The organism is Streptomyces diastaticus subsp. diastaticus, assembly GCF_011170125.1.
Classification (GTDB): Bacteria; Actinomycetota; Actinomycetes; order Streptomycetales; family Streptomycetaceae; genus Streptomyces; species Streptomyces diastaticus.
Genome location: NZ_BLLN01000005.1, coordinates 1,721,522 through 1,739,183, shown reverse-complemented (window position 1 = coordinate 1,739,183; position 17,662 = coordinate 1,721,522). Strand labels below are relative to the sequence as shown.

Genomic DNA, 17,662 nt, shown 5'->3' with positions numbered 1-17,662 from the left:
ATCCTCCGGGCGGGACAGCAAGGGGTCTGCGTGCCGTCTGACTGGGCCGGCGGTGGGGGGAAGGCTGAGCGGCCGGGCTTGGATGGTGTTCGGACGGTTGTGCGGCCGTACGTCGTGCGGGTCGGGCTAGTGCAGGAGACTTCCCTGGAGCTCGGCGCGCAGGTCCGGCGTGAGCACGGCACCCGCGCGGTCGACCAGCAGCGCCATCTCGTAGCCGACCAGGCCGATGTCGCACTCCGGGTGCGCCAGCACCGCGAGGGACGAACCGTCCGAGACCGACATGATGAAGAGGAAGCCGCGCTCCATCTCGACCACGGTCTGGTTGACCGGGCCGCCCTCGAAGATCCGGGACGCCCCGGCGGTCAGCGAGGTCAGCCCCGACGCGACGGCGGCGAGCTGGTCGGCGCGGTCGCGGGGGAAGCCTTCGGACATCGCCAGAAGGAGTCCGTCGGCGGAGACCACCACCGTGTGCGACACCCCGGGGGTGTTGTCCACGAAATTGGTGATCAACCAGTTCAGATTCTGTGCCGCCTGGCTCATCGGACTCAACTAACGCTCCTGCTGGTGAGAGGGGCCGGGGTAACCACCGGTCCGGGAGCCGTCGCCCTGCGGCGCGCCTCCCTGACCACTCTGGTAGCGACCCTGCTGGATGCCCCGACGGAGATTGGTCAGCCGGCCACGCACGTCGTCGGGGGCGCGCGAGACCTGAGGACCGGTGGGGTGCTGCTGCTGCTCGGCCGTACCCGGCACGAGGTTGGCCTTGGGGACCCGGCGCGGCAGGCCCGAGGTGGTGACGCCGCCCGCGGAGGGCTGGCGGACCCGCTCGGCCTGCTTCACCAGTTCGTCGTTGGGCGAGGGCCGCCAGGAGCTGGCCGCCGGAGCCGCCGGACGCCGCTGCGGCACGGGCCGCTCCGGGGTCCGGGGCCGCAGCGGCTCGGGTGCCTGGGCGGCCTGCTGCGGGTCCGGCTCGGCCTGCGGCTCGCCGCCCTGACCGCGGAACCAGTTGGTCTCCAGCGTGTCGTAGAGCGGGGTCCCGCCGTCGCCGGGGCCGCGGCCCGACGGGGGCAGCTCGTCCTGCCCACCGCGCGGCTCCTGCGGCAGTCCGGGCCCGCCGGGCTGCCGGCCGCCCTGACCGAACAGGTCGTAGCCGCCCTGCTGCTCCTGGCCCTGATGGCCACCCTGGAAGCCCTGGTGGCCGCCGTCCTGGTAGCCGCCCTGCGTGCCCTGCTGCTGCGCGGGGACCGCCGGGAACCGCGAGGTGGCGTCGGCGCCCGACAGCTCGTCGTACGGAGCCTGGCCACCGCTGTGACCCTGCTCGTACCCCGGAACCGGGAACTGGCCCGTGGCAGCGGGACCGTACGCGTCCTGGCCACCCTGCCGCGGCTCGCGCACCGCGGGGAACTGCCCCGTGGCGCCCGGGCCCTGCTGCTCGGAGACGGCCGGGAACTGCGCGGTGGCGTCCGGTTCGTCGTGGCCGCGCGGCGTGTCGTGCGCCGCCGCGTGCTCGGTCGACCAGCTCGGCCGCGACTGCTCGCCGCCCGGCGCCGCCGGCAGTTCCGCCCTGGGGCCGCTCGGCGGCAGCTGACCGCCGCCCGGCCGCGGGGGTAGCTGCGGCCTGCGACGGCCGTCGGCGCGCACGCCCGGCCCGTTCGGCGGGACCGCGCCGAGGCTGTCGGCCCCGGTGTCGTCCTGCCGCTGGACCGGTATCTGCGGCCGCTGGTCGCCGCCGGAGGGCGCCCCGAACGGGGACTGGCCGGGGCCGCCCTGGCGGGCACCGCGGTCCGCCCCGGAGCCGGGGCCGCCGCCGAACAGACCGCCGGGGCCGTTCTGCCCGGAGCCCTGGCCGGGCCGCGACGGGCCTCGGCCGCCCGGCGCGGGGGCCGCGCCGAAGAGGTTGGTGGAGCCGCCCTGCTGAGGGGCGTCGCCGCGCATCGCCGCGCCGGGCTCGCGTCCGGGCAGCGCCGCACGGGGCGAGGAGGAGCCGACCTGACCGCGTCCCTGGCCCGCACCGAGCTGGCCACCGGCACCACCGGGGCCGCCGGGGCCGCCGGGGCCGGGACGGCGCCCGCCGGGGCCGCCCGGCGGAACGCCCGCGGGGCCCTTCTTCGGCGGTACCTTCTTGCCGCCCTGGGCGATGTCGACGGGGAGCATGACCAGCGCGGTCGTGCCGCCCGAGTCGGAGGGGCGCAGCTGGATGCGGATGCCGTGACGCTGCGAGAGACGGCCGACCATGAACAGCCCCATGCGGCGCGAGACCGAGACGTCCACCGTCGGCGGCTGCGCGAGCCGCTCGTTGATCGCGGAGAGGTCCTCGGGGGAGAGGCCGATGCCGGTGTCGTGGATCTCGATCAGCACCCGCCCGTCGGGCAGGGCGTGACCGGTGACCTTGACCTTGGTCTGCGGCGAGGAGAACGACGTGGCGTTCTCCAGCAGCTCGGCGAGGAGGTGCACGAGGTCGTTGACGACGCGGCCCGCGACGTCGGTGGCGGGCACCGACGCCAGCTCGATGCGCTCGTACTGCTCCACCTCGGAGGCGGCGGCACGGAGCACGTCGACCAGCGGGACGGGCCGCGTCCAGCGGCGGCCCGGTTCCTCACCGGCGAGGACCAGGAGGTTCTCACCGTTACGGCGCATACGGGTCGCGAGGTGGTCGAGCTTGAAGAGGGAGGAGAGCTGGTCCGGGTCGGCCTCGCGGGACTCCAGTTCGGAGATGAGCGAGAGCTGGCGCTGGATCAGGCCCTGGCTGCGGCGCGAGAGGTTGGTGAACATCGCGTTGACGTTGCCGCGCAGCAACGCCTGGTCGGCGGCGAGGCGGACCGCCTCGCGGTGCACGTCGTCGAAGGCCGCGGCCACCTTGCCGATCTCGTCGCGGGAGTGCACGCCCACGGACTCCACCGAGGTGTCGACATCCTGCGGGTCCGACTCGGACAGCTGCTGGACCAGTTCGGGCAGCCGCTCCTGGGCGACCTTGGTGGCGGTGTCCTGGAGGCGGCGCAGCGAGCGGATCATCGACCGGGACACCACGAAGGCGCCGACCAGCCACACGCCGAGGACCAGGAGGATCAGCGCACCGTTGATGTACGCGTCGCGCTCGGCCTCGTTGCGCAGCTCACGGGCCTTCTGCTCCATCTCGGTGAGCAGCGTCGTCTCGATGCGCTGCATCTGGTCGAGCTCGGCGGAGGCGTCGTCCAGCCAGTCGCGGTAGGAGCGCTTGTCCAGCATCCGCATGCCGTTGGGCTCGGTCAGCACGCGCTTGGCGTAGGCGTTGGCCTCGGTGATCGTCGCGTTGTTGCCGAGCGGCTTCAGCAGGGTCTCGGCGTTGCCGTCGTAGACGCCGCCGAGGATGGCGAGGGAGCCTTCCTCGTTCTTGAAGGCGTTGGAGCCGTAGCGCCGGTCGGTCTCGGAGAGCTCGCCGTAGGTGCGGTCGTTGGCCGGCAGGGCGGCGGCGATCACGGCCCGCTGGATCGAGGCGTACTCCTTGGCGGAGGAGAAGGCCGCGAGCGCGCGGGTGCGCTGGATCATGTCCGGGTTGCTGGTCGCCTGGGCCATGTCGGTCGACAGGTCGAGCAGCTGCTCGATGAGCTGGCTGTAGGCGTCGATCGTCTGGGAGACGGACTGGTCGTCCTGGTACGCCTCCTTGCGGATGTCACCGAGCGTGTAGAGCTGGCTGGTGATCTGCCGGACGTTGCTGCGGACGCCGTCGAGGGCCTGCTCGTCCGCGGACTCCAGGTCGCGGGTGCCCTCCAGGAACACCTTCCGGGCGCGGTCGGTGTTCTCCCGGTGGCTGCGGACGTCGTAGTCGGTCGCCTTGCCACCGTGGGTGAGCGGGCCGGCCGACTGGTCGCGCTCGTTCTGGAGCGCGGTCGCCAGCCGGGTGGCGTGCTTGGTCATCTCGGTGAGCAGCTTCATGTTGTCGAGCTGCTCGATCTCGTCCATGGACGAGTTGATGCGCATCGCGCCGAGCGAGGTGGCGGCGACCACGGGGAGCGTCAGCAGCGCGACCAGGCGCGTGCTGATACGCCAGTTGCGCAGCGCTATTCGCGAGCCGGGACCGGTGGCGGGCGCCGGCTTGGCCGCGGTCTCGTCGGCCTTCTCCGCCGCTCCGTCGGGGGAGGTGGGGGCAGTGGGGGAGCCGCCCGCACGTTCCTTGTCCCGGCCCTTGCCGGGACCGGTGTTCCGGGCGTGCTGGGTCGACTGGCCGCGGTCGCTCCCGCCGCGCGGCTCGGAGTCGGCCGCAGCGTTGCCATCCCTCTTGAAACGTCCCTGCACTGGCGTCGCAACCTCTGGACCAGGCGTTCCGCCGCTGCCTGCGGTGGAACGGAGTCGATTCGGGGGGCCTGCCGATGGATACCGGGCCCCAGGTGGTCGTGTTGGACCGGCGCGTCCTCCCCTTTCACCGCCACGCGGCGCTGTTGCGCCCCCTGCGCGCCGACCGTTTCGAGCGGCGGTCCGGGGAATTTCAGCACAGTGCAGGATCTCCAACAAGGCCCGTGGGTAACCCCGGGGCACAGGTGACCGGAAGTGAGCGCGGCATCACCAACGGTGGGAGCCGATTCGCAACATAGCGGACGTTTGCTGACGAGGTGCACGGTCCAGGCGTGGTTCGCGGGGCTGTCCCAGTCGCCATGATCGGGAGCGGAATGAGGGCTTCAGCGGTGCATTGTCCGTTTCCCCAGCCCGGATGTCACGCCCGAACTGTCCATCTTGTCCGCCCTCGCGTGAGGAAACTCACACGAGGATCATGGCTCCTTCTCGACTTTGCGGGGGATGTGCATGTTTAGCCTGACGCTTTACTGGGATCACGCGTCCGGAACGCGAACGGGCAGCACCGCGACCGGCCGCAGCACCGGCACCACCCGACGCAGACAAGGGCCACAGCAGCAGATGACCACCACCCCGGCGCCCCGCACCACCGCCAACCCCCGCCGCACCACGCTGGCCCGCCTCACCGACGCCGCCGCGCTGGGCCGGCCCGCCCGGCGCCCCGACGCCGGCACCCTGCCCGCCGCCACGGCCAGCCCGCGCCGCACCCTGCTGGCGACCACCCCCGCCGTCACCGGCCCCACCTACGGCGCGAAGCTCCCCGGCCAGACGGCCAACCCGGTGCGCACCATCCTGATGACCGCCCCGGCGCCCGCCGCGCCCCGCCCGGTCGCCGCCGCCGCGGAGTGACCCCGGCGGCCCCGCGCCGCCGAGACGCCCCGTGCCCCCGGGCCCGCTCCGCGCGGCCCGGGGGCACGGGCGCGTTAGCCTGGGGTGTCCGACTTCCGCAGCGTCAGCAGTAGCAGAGGGGCAGCCGCAACCCGTGCGCATCGCCAGGTTCTCCATCGACGGCAATGTCGCCTTCGGGGCGGTCGAGGGTGACAGCCCCGACAGCCTCGTCCTCGACATCATCAAGGGCATCCCGTTCGCCGACTTCGAGCTCTCCGGCACCAAGGTGCCCGTGGCCAAGGTCCGGCTCCTGCCGCCCGTCCTCCCCAACAAGGTGGTGGCCATCGGGCGCAACTACGCGGAGCACGCGAAGGAGATGGGCGGCGCCGTCCCCGACGTCCCCGTCACCTTCTTCAAGCCGTCCACCTCCGTCATCGGCCCCGGCGACCCCATCGCGTACCCCTCCTTCACCGAGGAGCTGCACCACGAGGCCGAGCTGGCGGTCGTCATCGGCCGGATGTGCCGCGAGGTGCCCCGCGAGCGCGCCCGCGACGTGATCCTCGGCTACACCTGCGCCAACGACGTCACCGCCCGCGACGTGCAGCGCCGCGAGGACCAGTGGGCCCGCGCCAAGGGCTTCGACAGCTCCTGCCCGCTCGGCCCGTGGATCGAGACCGACGTCGAGCCGGACGACCTCACCATCCAGTGCACGGTCAACGGCGTCCAGCGCCAGCTCGGCCGCACCAGTGACATGGTCCGCCCCGTCGAGGACCTGATCGTGCACATCACCGAGGCCATGACGCTGCTCCCGGGCGACGTCATCCTCACGGGCACCCCGGCAGGCGTCGGGCCGCTCACCGTCGGCGACGAAGTCGCCGTCTCCATCGAAGGCATCGGCACTCTCACCAACAAGGTGATCAAGCGTGGCTAGCGCAGCAACCCCCTCCTCCCCGGTCCGCGTACGGTTCTGTCCGTCGCCCACCGGCAACCCGCACGTCGGACTCGTCCGCACCGCCCTGTTCAACTGGGCCTACGCCCGCCACACCGGCGGCACCATGGTCTTCCGCATCGAGGACACCGACGCGGCCCGCGACTCCGAGGAGTCGTACCAGCAGCTCCTGGACTCCATGCGCTGGCTCGGCCTCGACTGGGACGAGGGCCCCGAGATCGGTGGCCCGCACACCCCGTACCGCCAGTCGCAGCGCACCGACCTCTACACGGACGTCGCCGAGCGCCTGGTCGCCGAGGGGTACGCCTACCCCTGCTACTGCACCACCGAGGAGCTGGACGAGCGCCGCGAGGCCGCCCGCGCGGCCGGCCGGCCCTCCGGGTACGACGGCCACTGCCGCGACCTCACCACGGAGCGGAAGGCCGCGTACGAGGCCGAGGGGCGCAGCCACATCATCCGGTTCCGGATGCCCGACGAGACGATCACCTTCACCGACCTGGTCCGCGGCGAGCTGACCTTCCAGCCGGAGAACGTCCCGGACTACGGCATCGTCCGGGCCAACGGTGCCCCGCTCTACACGCTGGTCAACCCGGTCGACGACGCCCTGATGGAGATCACCCACGTCCTGCGCGGCGAGGACCTGCTCTCCTCCACCCCGCGCCAGGTCGCGCTCTACCAGGCCCTGGAGAAGCTGGGCATCGCCAAGCAGACCCCGGCCTTCGGCCACCTGCCGTACGTGATGGGCGAGGGCAACAAGAAGCTCTCCAAGCGGGACCCGCAGGCGTCGCTCAACCTCTACCGCGAGCGCGGCTTCCTCCCCGAGGGCCTGCTGAACTACCTCTCACTGCTCGGCTGGTCCTTCTCCGCCGACCAGGACGTGTTCACGATCCCCGAGATGGTCGCCAAGTTCGACATCGCGGACGTCAACGCCAACCCGGCCCGTTTCGACCTCAAGAAGGCCGAGGCGATCAACGCCGACCACATCCGGATGCTCGACGCCGCCGCCTTCGCCGAGGCCTGCGCCCCGTGGCTGGTCGCCCCGTACGCCCCCTGGGCGCCGGAAGACTTCGACCAGGCGGTCTTCGACACGATCGCCCCGTACGCCCAGACGCGCCTGACCGTGCTCTCCGACATCACGGCCAACGTCGACTTCCTCTTCCTCAAGGAGCCGGTCTTCGACGAGGCGTCCTGGACGAAGGCGATGAAGGGCGACCCGCTGGCCCTGCTCACCACCGCCCGGGAGAACCTCCAGGGCGCCGACTGGGGCAGCGCCGAGGCGCTCAAGGAGGCCGTCCTGAAGGCCGGCGAGACGCACGGTCTCAAGCTCGGCAAGGCACAGGCGCCGGTCCGCGTCGCGGTCACCGGCCGCACCGTGGGCCTGCCGCTCTTCGAGTCCCTCCAGATCCTCGGCAAGGACGTCTCCCTCGCCCGGATCGACGCGGCCATGGCCAAGCTCGCCGCCTAGGACCCGTCCGTACGCCCGTGGGGGCGGTGGCCGACGCCGGCCACCGCCCCCACGGGCTTTCGCGCGCCCTGGTCACCGCCGCCGGCCGGGGCTGGATTCGTCCCCATGGGCACGAACGGGATCAAGGCCGTGGTGTGGGACGTCGACGACACCCTCTTCGACCACGGGCGGGCCGACCTCGACGGCATCCGCGCCCATCTCGTCGTGGAAGGGCTGCTGGAGCGGCACGGCGGCGAGGAGGCCGCCCTCGCCCGCTGGAAGACCGTCTCGGGGACCCACTGGCGCCGCTTCGTGGCGGGCGAGACCGACTTCGAGGGGCACCGCCGCGACCGGGTGCGCGAATTCCTCGGCACCCCGCTCACGGAGGCCCGGGCCACCGCCTGGTGGAACCGGTACGTAGCGCACTACGAGAACGCCTGGTCGCTCTTCCCGGACGCCGCGGCAGCCCTCGCCGCCGTCGCCGGGGTCTGCCGCCTGGCGGTCCTCTCCAACGCCGGCCTGCTCGTCCAGGAGCGCAAGCTCACCACCCTCGGCGTCCGCGACCACTTCGAGAGCGTCGTCTGCGCCGTCGAGCTGGGCATCGCCAAGCCCGAGGCCGGCGCCTTCCTGCACGTCTGCGAGGCGCTGGGCCTGGCCCCCGGAGAGGTGGCGTACGTCGGCGACGACCGGGAGGTGGACGGCGTCGGCGCCCGGGACGCCGGGCTGCGCTCCGTCTGGGTCGACCGGGACGGCACCCGGGGCCCCGCCCCGGAGGGCGTCGAGCGGATCAGGGGACTGGCCGAGCTGCCGGCGCTGCTGACCGGGCAAACCCGTTTTGGAGCCCGGTCCACCTTCGGGTAATGTTCTTCCTGCGCCGCCCGGGCGGGCCGAAAGGCCGAAGGGAAGCGCACACCGAAGGAAAGCCCCCTCGGGGGTTGAATTTTGGTGGGCTATGGTGTAATTGGCAGCACGACTGATTCTGGTTCAGTTAGTCTAGGTTCGAGTCCTGGTAGCCCAGCTCGCAGAGCTCATCTGCAAGGCCCCCGTTGTGTAGCGGCCTAGCACGCCGCCCTCTCAAGGCGGTAGCGCCGGTTCGAATCCGGTCGGGGGTACAGATCCATCCTGCTGATCGTCGAAGTCGCTCTTCACGGTCAAGTGGTGACATCACCCGGCGTCGCTCGCCGGGTGGGATCGCTAGGGCCCCCGTTGTGTAGCGGCCTAGCACGCCGCCCTCTCAAGGCGGTAGCGCCGGTTCGAATCCGGTCGGGGGTACTGGTCTCAACCACCATGGGCTATGGTGTAATTGGCAGCACGAGTGATTCTGGTTCATTTAGTCTAGGTTCGAGTCCTGGTAGCCCAGCTCGCAGAGCTCATCTGCAAGGCCCCCGTTGTGTAGCGGCCTAGCACGCCGCCCTCTCAAGGCGGTAGCGCCGGTTCGAATCCGGTCGGGGGTACAGAGGGAAGGGCCTCCCGCAGTACGCGGGGGGCCCTTCTTCGTGCGGGTGGCGCGGGCGCCGTTCACGGGCCCCGCCGCGACGGGCCGCCTTCCTCGGGCGGTGGGCCTGGGCGGCGCTGGGGCACTTCCGCCCGGCCGGCCCCAGGGGGCGGGTCCGTGGAGCGCCGCGACGGCCGGCGCCGACCACTTGCTCCGCCTCGGCCGGACACCGCTGCGTCAGCTCCAGCTCGCGGGCAGTCCCCTCCTTCATCTGCCGGGCGTACAGCAGTAGTTCGGCGGCGCCGCCGCCGTGGCCGAGGCGTCGCGGGCCGACGGCCGAGGCGGCCGGCCCGCGGCGGAGGACGGCCCCAGCTCGCGGGCCCGCTCCCAGTCGGCCTCCGCCGGCAGGCGCGAGGCGCCAAGTCAGCCCGAGGGGGTCGTCGTCGACGGCGGCGGGGTTCTTCCTGGCCGTCCCCACGACCGCGGCCCGCGTAGGCGGGACGCGTCCCGGGAGGCGCGAGCGGCGTGCACGCGGCGGCCCGGTGGCACCGCCCCCTCGCGTGACCGTCGCGGGGGAGGCGCCGTTCTCCTCGCTCGGCCAGGCACCCGGGTGGAAGCGCCACGCCGGGTGGGGCAGGGCACCTCGTGCGTCCGCGAGAGCAAGGGCACGTCGGTGTCCGGTGCGAGAGGCAACTCGTCCCGGCCGGCCGTCACCGGCCCGTCCACGCCGCCGTGCCCGTCGCCCGGCGCGGCGGGACGTACGGCCCGGGGCCGAGGCCGGGGCGCGGAGCGGCTGGAGGCCGGGCCCGGGACACACATGCGAGACCCCGCCGTCCGGATCGCGGGACAGCGGGGTCTCGGCTTCGCGGGTGTCGGTGGGGCGGGGAGGGTCAGCTGGTGCGGCGCAGGGCCTCGGAGAGGCGCTGGGAGGCGTCGATGATGGCCTGGGCGTGCATACGGCCCGGGTGCCGGGTCAGCCGCTCGATCGGGCCGGAGACCGACACGGCGGCGACGACCCGGTTGGAGGGACCGCGCACCGGGGCGGACACCGAGGCCACGCCCGGCTCGCGCTCACCGATCGACTGGGCCCAGCCGCGGCGGCGTACGCCGGAGAGCGCCGTGGCGGTGAAACGCGCGCCCTGGAGGCCGCGGTGCAGACGCTCCGGCTCCTCCCAGGCCATGAGGATCTGAGCCGAGGAGCCGGCCTTCATCGTCAGGGTCGAGCCGACCGGCACCGTGTCCCGCAGGCCGGAGAGCCGCTCGGCGGCCGCCACGCAGATGCGCATGTCGCCCTGGCGACGGTAGAGCTGCGCGCTCTCGCCGGTCACGTCCCGCAGATGGGTCAGGACCGGCCCGGCCGTCGCCAGCAGGCGGTCCTCGCCCGCTGCCGCGGCCAGCTCCGAGAGCCGGGGGCCGAGGATGAACCGGCCCTGCATGTCACGCGCCACCATGCGGTGGTGCTCCAGAGCCACGGCGAGGCGGTGCGCCGTGGGGCGGGCGAGCCCGGTCGCCGCGACCAGCCCGGCGAGGGTGGCCGGACCGGACTCCAGAGCGCTCAGAACGAGAGCCGCCTTGTCGAGAACGCCGACGCCACTAGAGTTGTCCATTCAACGATACTCACGTCTCACTCTGTGAAACGCAAGTTCAATTTTCCCGGGAAGTTGCCAGGCTGTGGGGGCGGGAACCTCACAACCCGCTCCGCCACCGCCCCGCACGGGGGTCCGGACGGGGGCGCACCGAATCTCTAGTTGGGCCGGCGACGACGCCGGCCGAAGGGAAAGCGATGGGTAGGACACTCGCGGAGAAGGTCTGGGACGACCACGTCGTCCGGCGCGCCGAGGGCGAGCCGGACCTTCTCTTCATCGATCTGCACCTGCTGCACGAGGTGACCAGCCCGCAGGCCTTCGACGGTCTGCGCAAGGCCGGGCGCGCCGTGCGCCGCCTCGACCTCACCATCGCGACCGAGGACCACAACACCCCCACCCTCGACATCGACAAGCCCATCGCCGATCCGGTCTCCCGGGTCCAGCTGGAGACGCTGCGCAAGAACTGCGCCGACTTCGGGGTGCGGCTGCACTCGCTCGGCGACGTCGAGCAGGGCGTCGTGCACGTGGTCGGGCCGCAGCTCGGCCTGACCCAGCCGGGCACCACGGTCGTCTGCGGTGACTCGCACACCTCCACCCACGGGGCCTTCGGCGCGCTGGCGTTCGGCATCGGCACCAGCCAGGTCGAGCACGTACTGGCCACCCAGACGCTGCCGATGACCCGTCCGCGCACCATGGCGATCACCGTCGAGGGCGAACTGCCCGAGGGCGTCAGCGCCAAGGACCTGATCCTCGCCGTCATCGCCCGCATCGGCACCGGCGGCGGCCAGGGGTACGTCCTGGAGTACCGGGGCCCGGCCATCGAGAAACTCTCGATGGAGGCGCGGATGACCATCTGCAACATGTCCATCGAGGCAGGCGCCCGGGCCGGCATGATCGCCCCGGACGAGACCACCTTCGCCTACCTGGAAGGCCGCGCCCACGCGCCGCGGGGGCAGGAGTGGGACGAGGCCGTCGCCTACTGGAAGACGCTGCGCTCCGACGACGACGCCGCATTCGACGCCGAGGTCGTCATCGACGCCGCCACCCTGGCGCCGTTCGTCACCTGGGGCACCAATCCCGGACAGGGGGCGCCCCTGAGCGCCCACGTGCCGGACCCCGCCTCCTTCGAGGACCCGTCCGCGCGGTACGCCGCCGAGAAGGCGTTGGAGTACATGGGGCTCCAGGCCGGGCAGGCGCTGCGGGACATCAAGGTCGACACCGTCTTCGTCGGCTCCTGCACCAACGGCCGGATCGAGGACCTGCGGGCCGCCGCCGGCATCGTCAAGGGCCGCAAGGTGGCCGACGGCGTCCGCATGCTCGTGGTCCCCGGCTCCGCCCGGGTCGGCCTCCAGGCCGTCGAGGAGGGCCTGGACGTCGTCTTCAAGGAGGCCGGCGCCGAATGGCGGCACGCGGGCTGCTCGATGTGCCTGGGCATGAACCCCGACCAGCTCGCCCCCGGTGAGCGCTCCGCCTCCACCTCCAACCGCAACTTCGAGGGACGCCAGGGCAAGGGCGGCCGTACCCACCTGGTCTCGCCGCAGGTGGCCGCCGCGACCGCCGTCACCGGCACGCTCGCCTCGCCCGCCGACCTCACCGACGTACCCGCGGGAGTCTGATCAGCCATGGAAGCCTTCACCACGCACACCGGCCGGGCCGTCCCGCTGCGCCGCAGCAACGTCGACACCGACCAGATCATCCCGGCCCACTGGCTCAAGAAGGTCACTCGCGACGGCTTCGAGGACGGGCTCTTCGAGGCCTGGCGCAAGGACCCGGAGTTCGTCCTGAACAAGCCCGAACGCGCGGGTGCCACCGTTCTGGTGGCCGGTCCGGACTTCGGCACCGGCTCCTCGCGGGAGCACGCGGTCTGGGCGCTCCAGAACTACGGCTTCAAGGCGGTCATCTCCGCCCGCTTCGCCGACATCTTCCGCGGCAACTCGCTGAAGAACGGCCTGCTCACGGTCCTGCTCGACCAGAAGGTCGTCGACGCCCTGTGGGAGCTCACCGAGAGCGACCCCACGGCCGAGATCACCGTCGACCTCCAGGCTCGCGAGGTCCGCGCCGCGGGTGTCACCGCCCCCTTCGAGCTGGACGAGAACTCCCGCTGGCGCCTGCTGAACGGCCTGGACGACATCAGCATCACGCTGCGCGAGGAGGAGGCCATCGCGGCCTACGAGTCGCGCCGCCCGGCGTTCAAGCCCCGCACGCTGCCCGTCTGACACCACTCGGTTCGCCATCGCGCCCCCGCTCCCGCCGGAGTGGGGGCGCGGTGCTGTGCGGGGGAGTTGCCGGTTTCGGCGCTTCCGGCGGCGCCGGCGGGGCGCCGGACACCCGAACGGTCCAGTGGGGCGTGGGAGAAACGCGCGGGGAAGAAGCCGGGGGCTCCGGGGGCCGGGGGTGCCGTCGTACCCGCGTCGGTGCCGCGCGGACGGCTGTGCGGGCAGGCGCTGTACAGGACGGGAATGGCGCGCGGGCCAACGATGTTCGGAGTTGGCGTGAAAGCGTCCCTCAAGGTGGGCTCCGGAGGCCGGAAGGGGCCATCCGGCTGACCCTGCGGCGAGTTGACGCGGCTACTTGGACGACACCCGGAAGAGTGGTCCCGCGACCTACCAACTGCGTTGCTGAAAAGGGGAGTTGGCCTCCTTTCGCATGGTGGGGGACGGGAAGCCCCGTACTCCTGAAAGGGTGGGCCCCGCGCGGCAGTTGCCCCCCTGTGGGGCGACAACTCGACGCAGATGGCACAATCGGCGCATGGAACGCGACAGCGAGATCGAGCTCTACGACGTTGTCGCCGACCGGCTGAAAGAAGCGCACTCCCGAGTGCGCGCGCTGCAAGTCCCGGAAGACGTCCGCAGGACGCTCTCCCGAAAGCTGCTGGCCATTACGGCCGCGGCGAAACACGATCTCGCGGCGGCGGCCCGACGTCTGGACCGCTTCTCGGCAGAGCTCGACGAAGGGCGATTCCCCCAAGATCTCTGAGCGTCAAGTGAGCCCCACGGAAGCCTCAAGGCCCCTTCGTGGAGCGACAGGTCGCCTCCGTTGCGGCGCACGGGTGATTAGCCCGTTTCGTGTTTGATTTGCGGTATATATCTGCCTACCGTGCGAAAAAGCTTGAACACATTGGTTCTGGCAATGCCTCCGAAGGGGAAGACGTGAACAAGGCGCAGCTCGTAGAAGCGATTGCCGACAAGGTCGGCGGTCGTCAGAACGCCGCCGAAGCCGTCGACGCGGTGCTCGACGCGATGGTCCGCGCGGTGGTGGCCGGGGAGCGGGTCTCCGTCACCGGGTTCGGATCCTTCGAGAAGGTCGACCGCCCCGCCCGCTACGCCCGCAACCCGCAGACGGGCGAGCGGGTCCGGGTCAAGAAGACCTCCGTGCCGCGGTTCCGCGCCGGTCAGGGCTTCAAGGATCTCGTCGCCGGGACGAAGAAGCTCCCGAAGAACGACGTGGCGGTGAAGAAGGCGCCCAAGGGCAGCCTCACCGGCGGGACCAAGACCACCGCGAAGGCCGCCGCGAAGAAGGCGACCGCGAAGAAGGCGTCGGCGGCGAAGAAGACCACCACCGCCACCACCGCCAAGAAGGCCACCCCGGCCAAGAAGACGACCGCCACCGCCAAGAAGACCTCTCCCGCGGCGAAGAAGACCACCGCCACGGCGAAGAAGGCCACCCCGGCCAAGTCGGCGGCGAAGAAGTCCACGGCCAAGAAGACCGCCCCGGCGAACAAGGCCACCGCCACCAAGGCCCCCGCCAAGAAGTCCTCGGCCCGCAAGACCACCACCGCCAAGAAGACCTCGGCGGCCGGGCGCAAGAAGTGACGAAGTAGCGGGCCGCCGCGAAGCCTTCGGACACGGCCGGACCACGCGCATCGGGCCGGGCCCCCCTCGGGGAGCCCGGCCCGCGGCGTGCCCGGCGTCAGAACGTCTGGAGAGTGACGAGCGTGATCCGCGGGGCGCCGTCCGCGGTGGGAGCCGTCTCGACGCGCACCCGCTGCCCGGGACGGAGCAGACGGAGGCCGCCCGCGTCGAACGCGGCGCCGTCGAAGGGCACGGGAGTGCCGTCGTCCAGCAGCACACTGCCGCCGCGGGTCTCAGGGTCGTACGTGTACGCGGTCGCCTGCATGTCCCGCAGCGTAGCCCGACGGCGCCGGCGCCGTCGCGCGGGAGGCGCGGGCCCGCGGCGCACCGCGCGTCGCGGGCGGGGCCGCGCTTCAGCCGGGCGGCGCCGGAGACGCCCGCCCGGCCGGCGCGGCGGCCGGGCCCAGCGCGGCCAGCACCGCCGCGGTGTGCGGCCCCGGGCCCAGCTCGCGGGCGGCCCGCAGGTCGGCCGGGGTGTCCACGTCGCGGCGGACGCCCGGCACCGCGTCCAGGGCCAGTTCGACGGCGCCCACCGCGGCGTGCCGCGCGCGGGACGCGCCTCCGAACCGCGGCCGGAACGGTGCGCCCGCCGCGGCCGACAGGAACGTCGTACCGATCCCGGCGGCGTCCGGGAGGAAGGCGCGCGGGTGCGCGGACGCCGCGGCGAGGACGCGCGCCAGCTCACCGGGGCGCAGCGCGGGCAGGTCGGCGTTGAGGGCGGCGAGCGCCGCGCGGGGCCGCGCCGCCCGCACCGTCCGAGCACCGTGCGCCAGCGCCGCGTTCAGCCCCGCCGCCGGAGTGTCGTCCGTCACGCGCGCCCCGAGCGCCGCCAGAGCCGCCCCGGCCCGGGCGTCGTCCGTGACGACCACCACATCGCGGACCGCCGCACACGCCAGCGCGGCGGCCACCGTGTCCTGGGCGAACGCCAGCGCGAGCCGCGCCCGCGCCGTGCCGTCCAGGGCGGGGGCGAGCCTGCTCTTGGCCAGGGCAAGGGGTTTCAGGGGGACCACCAGGCTCCACGGGCCCGCCCGGCCCGCGTCGGGTTCAGTACGCATCCTGGTCATTCTCGCCCTCCCGGGGGCTCGCCCCGCCGCCGGTGCCCGGCCGCGCCGCGTGAGGGTGGGCGTACGGTGTTCTCGACAGAAAGGGGACCCGGGGCGACACTTGTGCGTCCGCCCCAGGGCGCGGCAGATCGCATCCCAGGGTTCGCGAAGAGGAAGGTGCCCGAGTGTCCCGCCGCAGAATCGGCTTCTGGTACCGCTTGGCAGCGGTCATCGCCAAACCGCCGCTGGTGCTTCTGTTCAAGCGGGACTGGAGCGGAATGGAGAACATTCCGGCTGACGGCGGATTTATCACCGCGGTCAATCACAACTCGTATCTCGACCCGCTCTCCTACGCTCACTATCAGTACAACACCGGACGCGTTCCGCGATTCCTCGCGAAGAACGGTCTCTTCGGGAAGGGATTTGTCGGTGCCGTCATGCGCGGCACCGGGCAGATTCCCGTCTACCGGGAGACCACCGACGCGCTGGACGCCTTCCGGGCCGCCCTGGACGCCATCGAGCGCGGCGAGTGCGTCGCCTTCTACCCGGAGGGCACCCTCACCCGCGACCCCGCGATGTGGCCGATGACCGCCAAGACCGGCGCCGCCCGGGTCGCCCTGCGCACCCGCTGCCCCGTCATCCCCGTCGCCCAGTGGGGCGCCAACCTCGCCATGCCGCCGTACGCCAAGGAGAACAAGCTCCAGCTCCTGCCGCGCAAGACGCTCCAGGTGAAAGCCGGCCCGCCGGTCGACCTCAGCGCCTACTACGACCTCGAACCCACCCCCGAGGTGCTGCGCGAGGTCACCGAGACCATCATGGCGGCCGTCACCGACCTGCTGGCCGAGATGCGCGGCGAACCCGCACCCCCCACCCCGTACGACCCCCGCACGGTCCGCCTCCAGCAGCGGCGGGCCGGTACCCGTCCGCAGCCCGCCGCCCCGGCGGTGTGCGAGAGCGCGCCGGGGCAGAAGTCAGGAGAGAGCAACCAGTGACACCCCCGGTCAAGGCAGCGGTCCTCGGAACCGGCTCCTGGGGAACGGCGTTCGCCATGGTCCTCGCCGACGCGGGCTGCGAGGTCGTCCTGTGCGCCCGCCGCCAGGAGGTCGCCGACGAGGTCAACACCTCGCACACCAACTCCGGCTACCTGCCCGGTGCCGTGCTGCCCGCCTCCGTGCGGGCCACCACCGACCCCGCCGAAGCCGCCGCGGACGCCGACTTCACCGTCCTCACCGTCCCCTCCCAGACGGCGCGCGCCAACCTCACCACCCTCGCCCCGCTGCTCGCCCCCGACACCGTGGTCGTCTCCCTGATGAAGGGCGTCGAACTCGGCTCCGCGATGCGGATGAGCGAGGTCATCGCCGACACCACCAAGCTGCCCCCCGAGCGGATCGCCGTCGTCACCGGGCCCAACCTCGCCCGGGAGATCGCCGCCCGGCAGCCCGCCGCCGCCGTGGTCGCCTGCACCGACGAGGACGTCGCCCGGCGGCTCCAGGCCGCCTGCCACACCCCCTACTTCCGGCCCTACACCAACACCGACGTGGTCGGGTGCGAGCTGGGCGGCGCCGTCAAGAACGTCATCGGCCTCGCCGTCGGCATCGCGGACGGCATGGGCCTGGGCGACAACACCAAGGGCTCCCTCATCACCCGCGGGCTCGCCGAGACCACCCGGCTCGGTCTCGCCATGGGCGCCGACCCCATGACCTTCTCCGGCCTCGCCGGTCTCGGCGACCTGGTGGCGACCTGCTCCTCGCCGCTCTCGCGGAACCACACCTTCGGCACCAACCTCGGCAAGGGGATGACGCTGGAGGAGACCATCGCCGTCACGAAGCAGACCGCCGAGGGCGTCAAGTCCTGCGAGTCCGTGCTCGATCTGGGCCGCCGGCACGGTATCGACATGCCCATCACGGAGACGGTCGTCAGCATCGTGCACGACGGGAAGCCGCCGCTCGTCGCCCTCAAGGAGCTGATGGGCCGCAGCGCCAAGCCCGAGCGCCGCTGACGCCGGGCGCCGCCACGCCGGAGCGGTGCCCGGCGTGGCAGGGGCGGGGAGCGGCCACGTCGCGGCTGTTCCGCCCGCTGACGCGGACGCACCGCTTCCGACCTGCCGCGCCGCCCCGTGCCGTCCCGCACGGGGCGCCCGCCACGCGCTGCGGCGCTCGGGTGCCGCTGCCGCGACAGGGCCCCTCAGGCGCTGACGAGGGGC

At 72.6% G+C, this 17,662-nt stretch carries 15 protein-coding genes and 5 tRNA genes; 15 read left to right on the top strand and 5 right to left on the bottom strand.

Annotation, left to right across the window (positions count from 1 at the left end):
- Positions 1–126: 126 nt before the first annotated feature.
- The gene (locus Sdia_RS24890) at positions 127–540 is read right to left on the bottom strand and encodes a roadblock/LC7 domain-containing protein (protein ID WP_003951074.1); all 414 of its coding nucleotides are present in this window, start codon (positions 538–540) and stop codon (positions 127–129) included.
- Between the two features lie 9 nt (positions 541–549).
- The gene (locus Sdia_RS24885; RefSeq protein ID WP_191835374.1) at positions 550–4,269 is read right to left on the bottom strand and encodes a sensor histidine kinase; all 3,720 of its coding nucleotides are present in this window, start codon (positions 4,267–4,269) and stop codon (positions 550–552) included.
- 615 nt (positions 4,270–4,884) lie between these two features.
- Between Sdia_RS24885 and Sdia_RS24880 the strand changes: the two genes are divergently transcribed.
- The 9 genes from Sdia_RS24880 (at position 4,885) to Sdia_RS24840 (ending at position 8,998) form a co-directional block, all read left to right on the top strand.
- Positions 4,885–5,172 (top strand): hypothetical protein, encoded by a 288-nt coding sequence (locus tag Sdia_RS24880; RefSeq protein WP_100455108.1) that lies wholly within the window; start codon positions 4,885–4,887, stop codon positions 5,170–5,172.
- Between the two features lie 133 nt (positions 5,173–5,305).
- Entirely contained in the window at positions 5,306–6,082 is a 777-nt protein-coding gene (locus Sdia_RS24875) for a fumarylacetoacetate hydrolase family protein (RefSeq protein ID WP_100455109.1), read from the top strand.
- Positions 6,075–7,565: a glutamate--tRNA ligase gene (gene gltX / locus Sdia_RS24870; RefSeq protein ID WP_100455110.1), complete on the top strand. Its 1,491-nt coding sequence runs from the start codon at positions 6,075–6,077 to the stop codon at positions 7,563–7,565. The genes Sdia_RS24875 and gltX overlap by 8 nt, the downstream gene beginning before the upstream one ends.
- A gap of 105 nt (positions 7,566–7,670) precedes the next feature.
- Positions 7,671–8,405 carry an HAD family hydrolase gene (locus Sdia_RS24865; RefSeq protein WP_189500534.1) on the top strand — a complete coding sequence of 245 codons (735 nt, stop codon included), beginning with the start codon at positions 7,671–7,673 and terminating at the stop codon, positions 8,403–8,405.
- Positions 8,406–8,490: 85 nt separating this feature from the next.
- A tRNA-Gln gene (locus tag Sdia_RS24860) sits at positions 8,491–8,562 on the top strand.
- 21 nt (positions 8,563–8,583) lie between these two features.
- Positions 8,584–8,656 (top strand) — tRNA-Glu (locus tag Sdia_RS24855).
- Between the two features lie 87 nt (positions 8,657–8,743).
- A tRNA-Glu gene (locus Sdia_RS24850) sits at positions 8,744–8,816 on the top strand.
- Between the two features lie 16 nt (positions 8,817–8,832).
- A tRNA-Gln gene (locus tag Sdia_RS24845) sits at positions 8,833–8,904 on the top strand.
- Positions 8,905–8,925: 21 nt separating this feature from the next.
- Positions 8,926–8,998: transfer RNA gene (locus Sdia_RS24840), tRNA-Glu, on the top strand.
- 871 nt (positions 8,999–9,869) lie between these two features.
- On the opposite strand, the gene ndgR is transcribed toward Sdia_RS24840, so the two are convergent.
- Positions 9,870–10,586, bottom strand: a complete 717-nt coding sequence (gene ndgR, locus Sdia_RS24835) for an IclR family transcriptional regulator NdgR (RefSeq protein ID WP_100457714.1) — start codon at positions 10,584–10,586, stop codon at positions 9,870–9,872.
- Positions 10,587–10,762: 176 nt separating this feature from the next.
- Between ndgR and leuC the strand changes: the two genes are divergently transcribed.
- The 4 genes from leuC (at position 10,763) to Sdia_RS24815 (ending at position 14,377) form a co-directional block, all read left to right on the top strand.
- Positions 10,763–12,181, top strand: coding sequence for a 3-isopropylmalate dehydratase large subunit (gene leuC, locus Sdia_RS24830; protein ID WP_100457713.1), 1,419 nt, complete (start codon positions 10,763–10,765; stop codon positions 12,179–12,181).
- Between the two features lie 6 nt (positions 12,182–12,187).
- Positions 12,188–12,781, top strand: coding sequence for a 3-isopropylmalate dehydratase small subunit (gene leuD, locus Sdia_RS24825; RefSeq protein WP_100457712.1), 594 nt, complete (start codon positions 12,188–12,190; stop codon positions 12,779–12,781).
- Between the two features lie 532 nt (positions 12,782–13,313).
- Positions 13,314–13,541, top strand: a complete 228-nt coding sequence (locus tag Sdia_RS24820) for an SCO5555 family protein (protein ID WP_100457711.1) — start codon at positions 13,314–13,316, stop codon at positions 13,539–13,541.
- Between the two features lie 173 nt (positions 13,542–13,714).
- Entirely contained in the window at positions 13,715–14,377 is a 663-nt protein-coding gene (locus Sdia_RS24815) for an HU family DNA-binding protein (RefSeq protein WP_100457710.1), read from the top strand.
- A 97-nt stretch (positions 14,378–14,474) separates the two neighbouring features.
- Here Sdia_RS24815 and Sdia_RS24810 read toward each other — a convergent pair whose 3' ends face one another.
- Positions 14,475–14,681 (bottom strand): hypothetical protein, encoded by a 207-nt coding sequence (locus Sdia_RS24810; RefSeq protein ID WP_100457709.1) that lies wholly within the window; start codon positions 14,679–14,681, stop codon positions 14,475–14,477.
- Positions 14,682–14,769: 88 nt separating this feature from the next.
- Positions 14,770–15,480, bottom strand: a complete 711-nt coding sequence (gene cofC, locus Sdia_RS24805) for a 2-phospho-L-lactate guanylyltransferase (protein WP_100457708.1) — start codon at positions 15,478–15,480, stop codon at positions 14,770–14,772.
- Positions 15,481–15,644: 164 nt separating this feature from the next.
- On the opposite strand from cofC, the gene Sdia_RS24800 reads away from it, so the two are divergent.
- Both Sdia_RS24800 and Sdia_RS24795 read left to right on the top strand, forming a co-directional pair.
- A complete protein-coding gene (locus tag Sdia_RS24800) occupies positions 15,645–16,451 on the top strand; it encodes a lysophospholipid acyltransferase family protein (protein ID WP_100457707.1) in 807 nt (268 codons plus the stop codon).
- The gene (locus Sdia_RS24795) at positions 16,448–17,458 is read left to right on the top strand and encodes an NAD(P)H-dependent glycerol-3-phosphate dehydrogenase (protein WP_100457706.1); all 1,011 of its coding nucleotides are present in this window, start codon (positions 16,448–16,450) and stop codon (positions 17,456–17,458) included. Before Sdia_RS24800 ends, Sdia_RS24795 begins: the two co-directional genes overlap by 4 nt.
- The last annotated feature ends 204 nt before the right edge of the window (positions 17,459–17,662 follow it).

What these genes read in the sequence shown, in the direction of transcription:
- leuC (WP_100457713.1), top strand. Translation starts at nt 10,763, where the DNA reads ATGGGTAGGACACTCGCGGAGAAGGTCTGGGACGACCACGTCGTCCGG.
- Sdia_RS24865 (WP_189500534.1), top strand. Translation starts at nt 7,671, where the DNA reads ATGGGCACGAACGGGATCAAGGCCGTGGTGTGGGACGTCGACGACACC.
- Sdia_RS24880 (WP_100455108.1), top strand. Translation starts at nt 4,885, where the DNA reads ATGACCACCACCCCGGCGCCCCGCACCACCGCCAACCCCCGCCGCACC.
- leuD (WP_100457712.1), top strand. Translation starts at nt 12,188, where the DNA reads ATGGAAGCCTTCACCACGCACACCGGCCGGGCCGTCCCGCTGCGCCGC.
- cofC (WP_100457708.1), bottom strand. Translation starts at nt 15,480, where the DNA reads ATGACCAGGATGCGTACTGAACCCGACGCGGGCCGGGCGGGCCCGTGG.
- ndgR (WP_100457714.1), bottom strand. Translation starts at nt 10,586, where the DNA reads ATGGACAACTCTAGTGGCGTCGGCGTTCTCGACAAGGCGGCTCTCGTT.
- Sdia_RS24890 (WP_003951074.1), bottom strand. Translation starts at nt 540, where the DNA reads ATGAGCCAGGCGGCACAGAATCTGAACTGGTTGATCACCAATTTCGTG.
- Sdia_RS24820 (WP_100457711.1), top strand. Translation starts at nt 13,314, where the DNA reads ATGGAACGCGACAGCGAGATCGAGCTCTACGACGTTGTCGCCGACCGG.
- Sdia_RS24810 (WP_100457709.1), bottom strand. Translation starts at nt 14,681, where the DNA reads ATGCAGGCGACCGCGTACACGTACGACCCTGAGACCCGCGGCGGCAGT.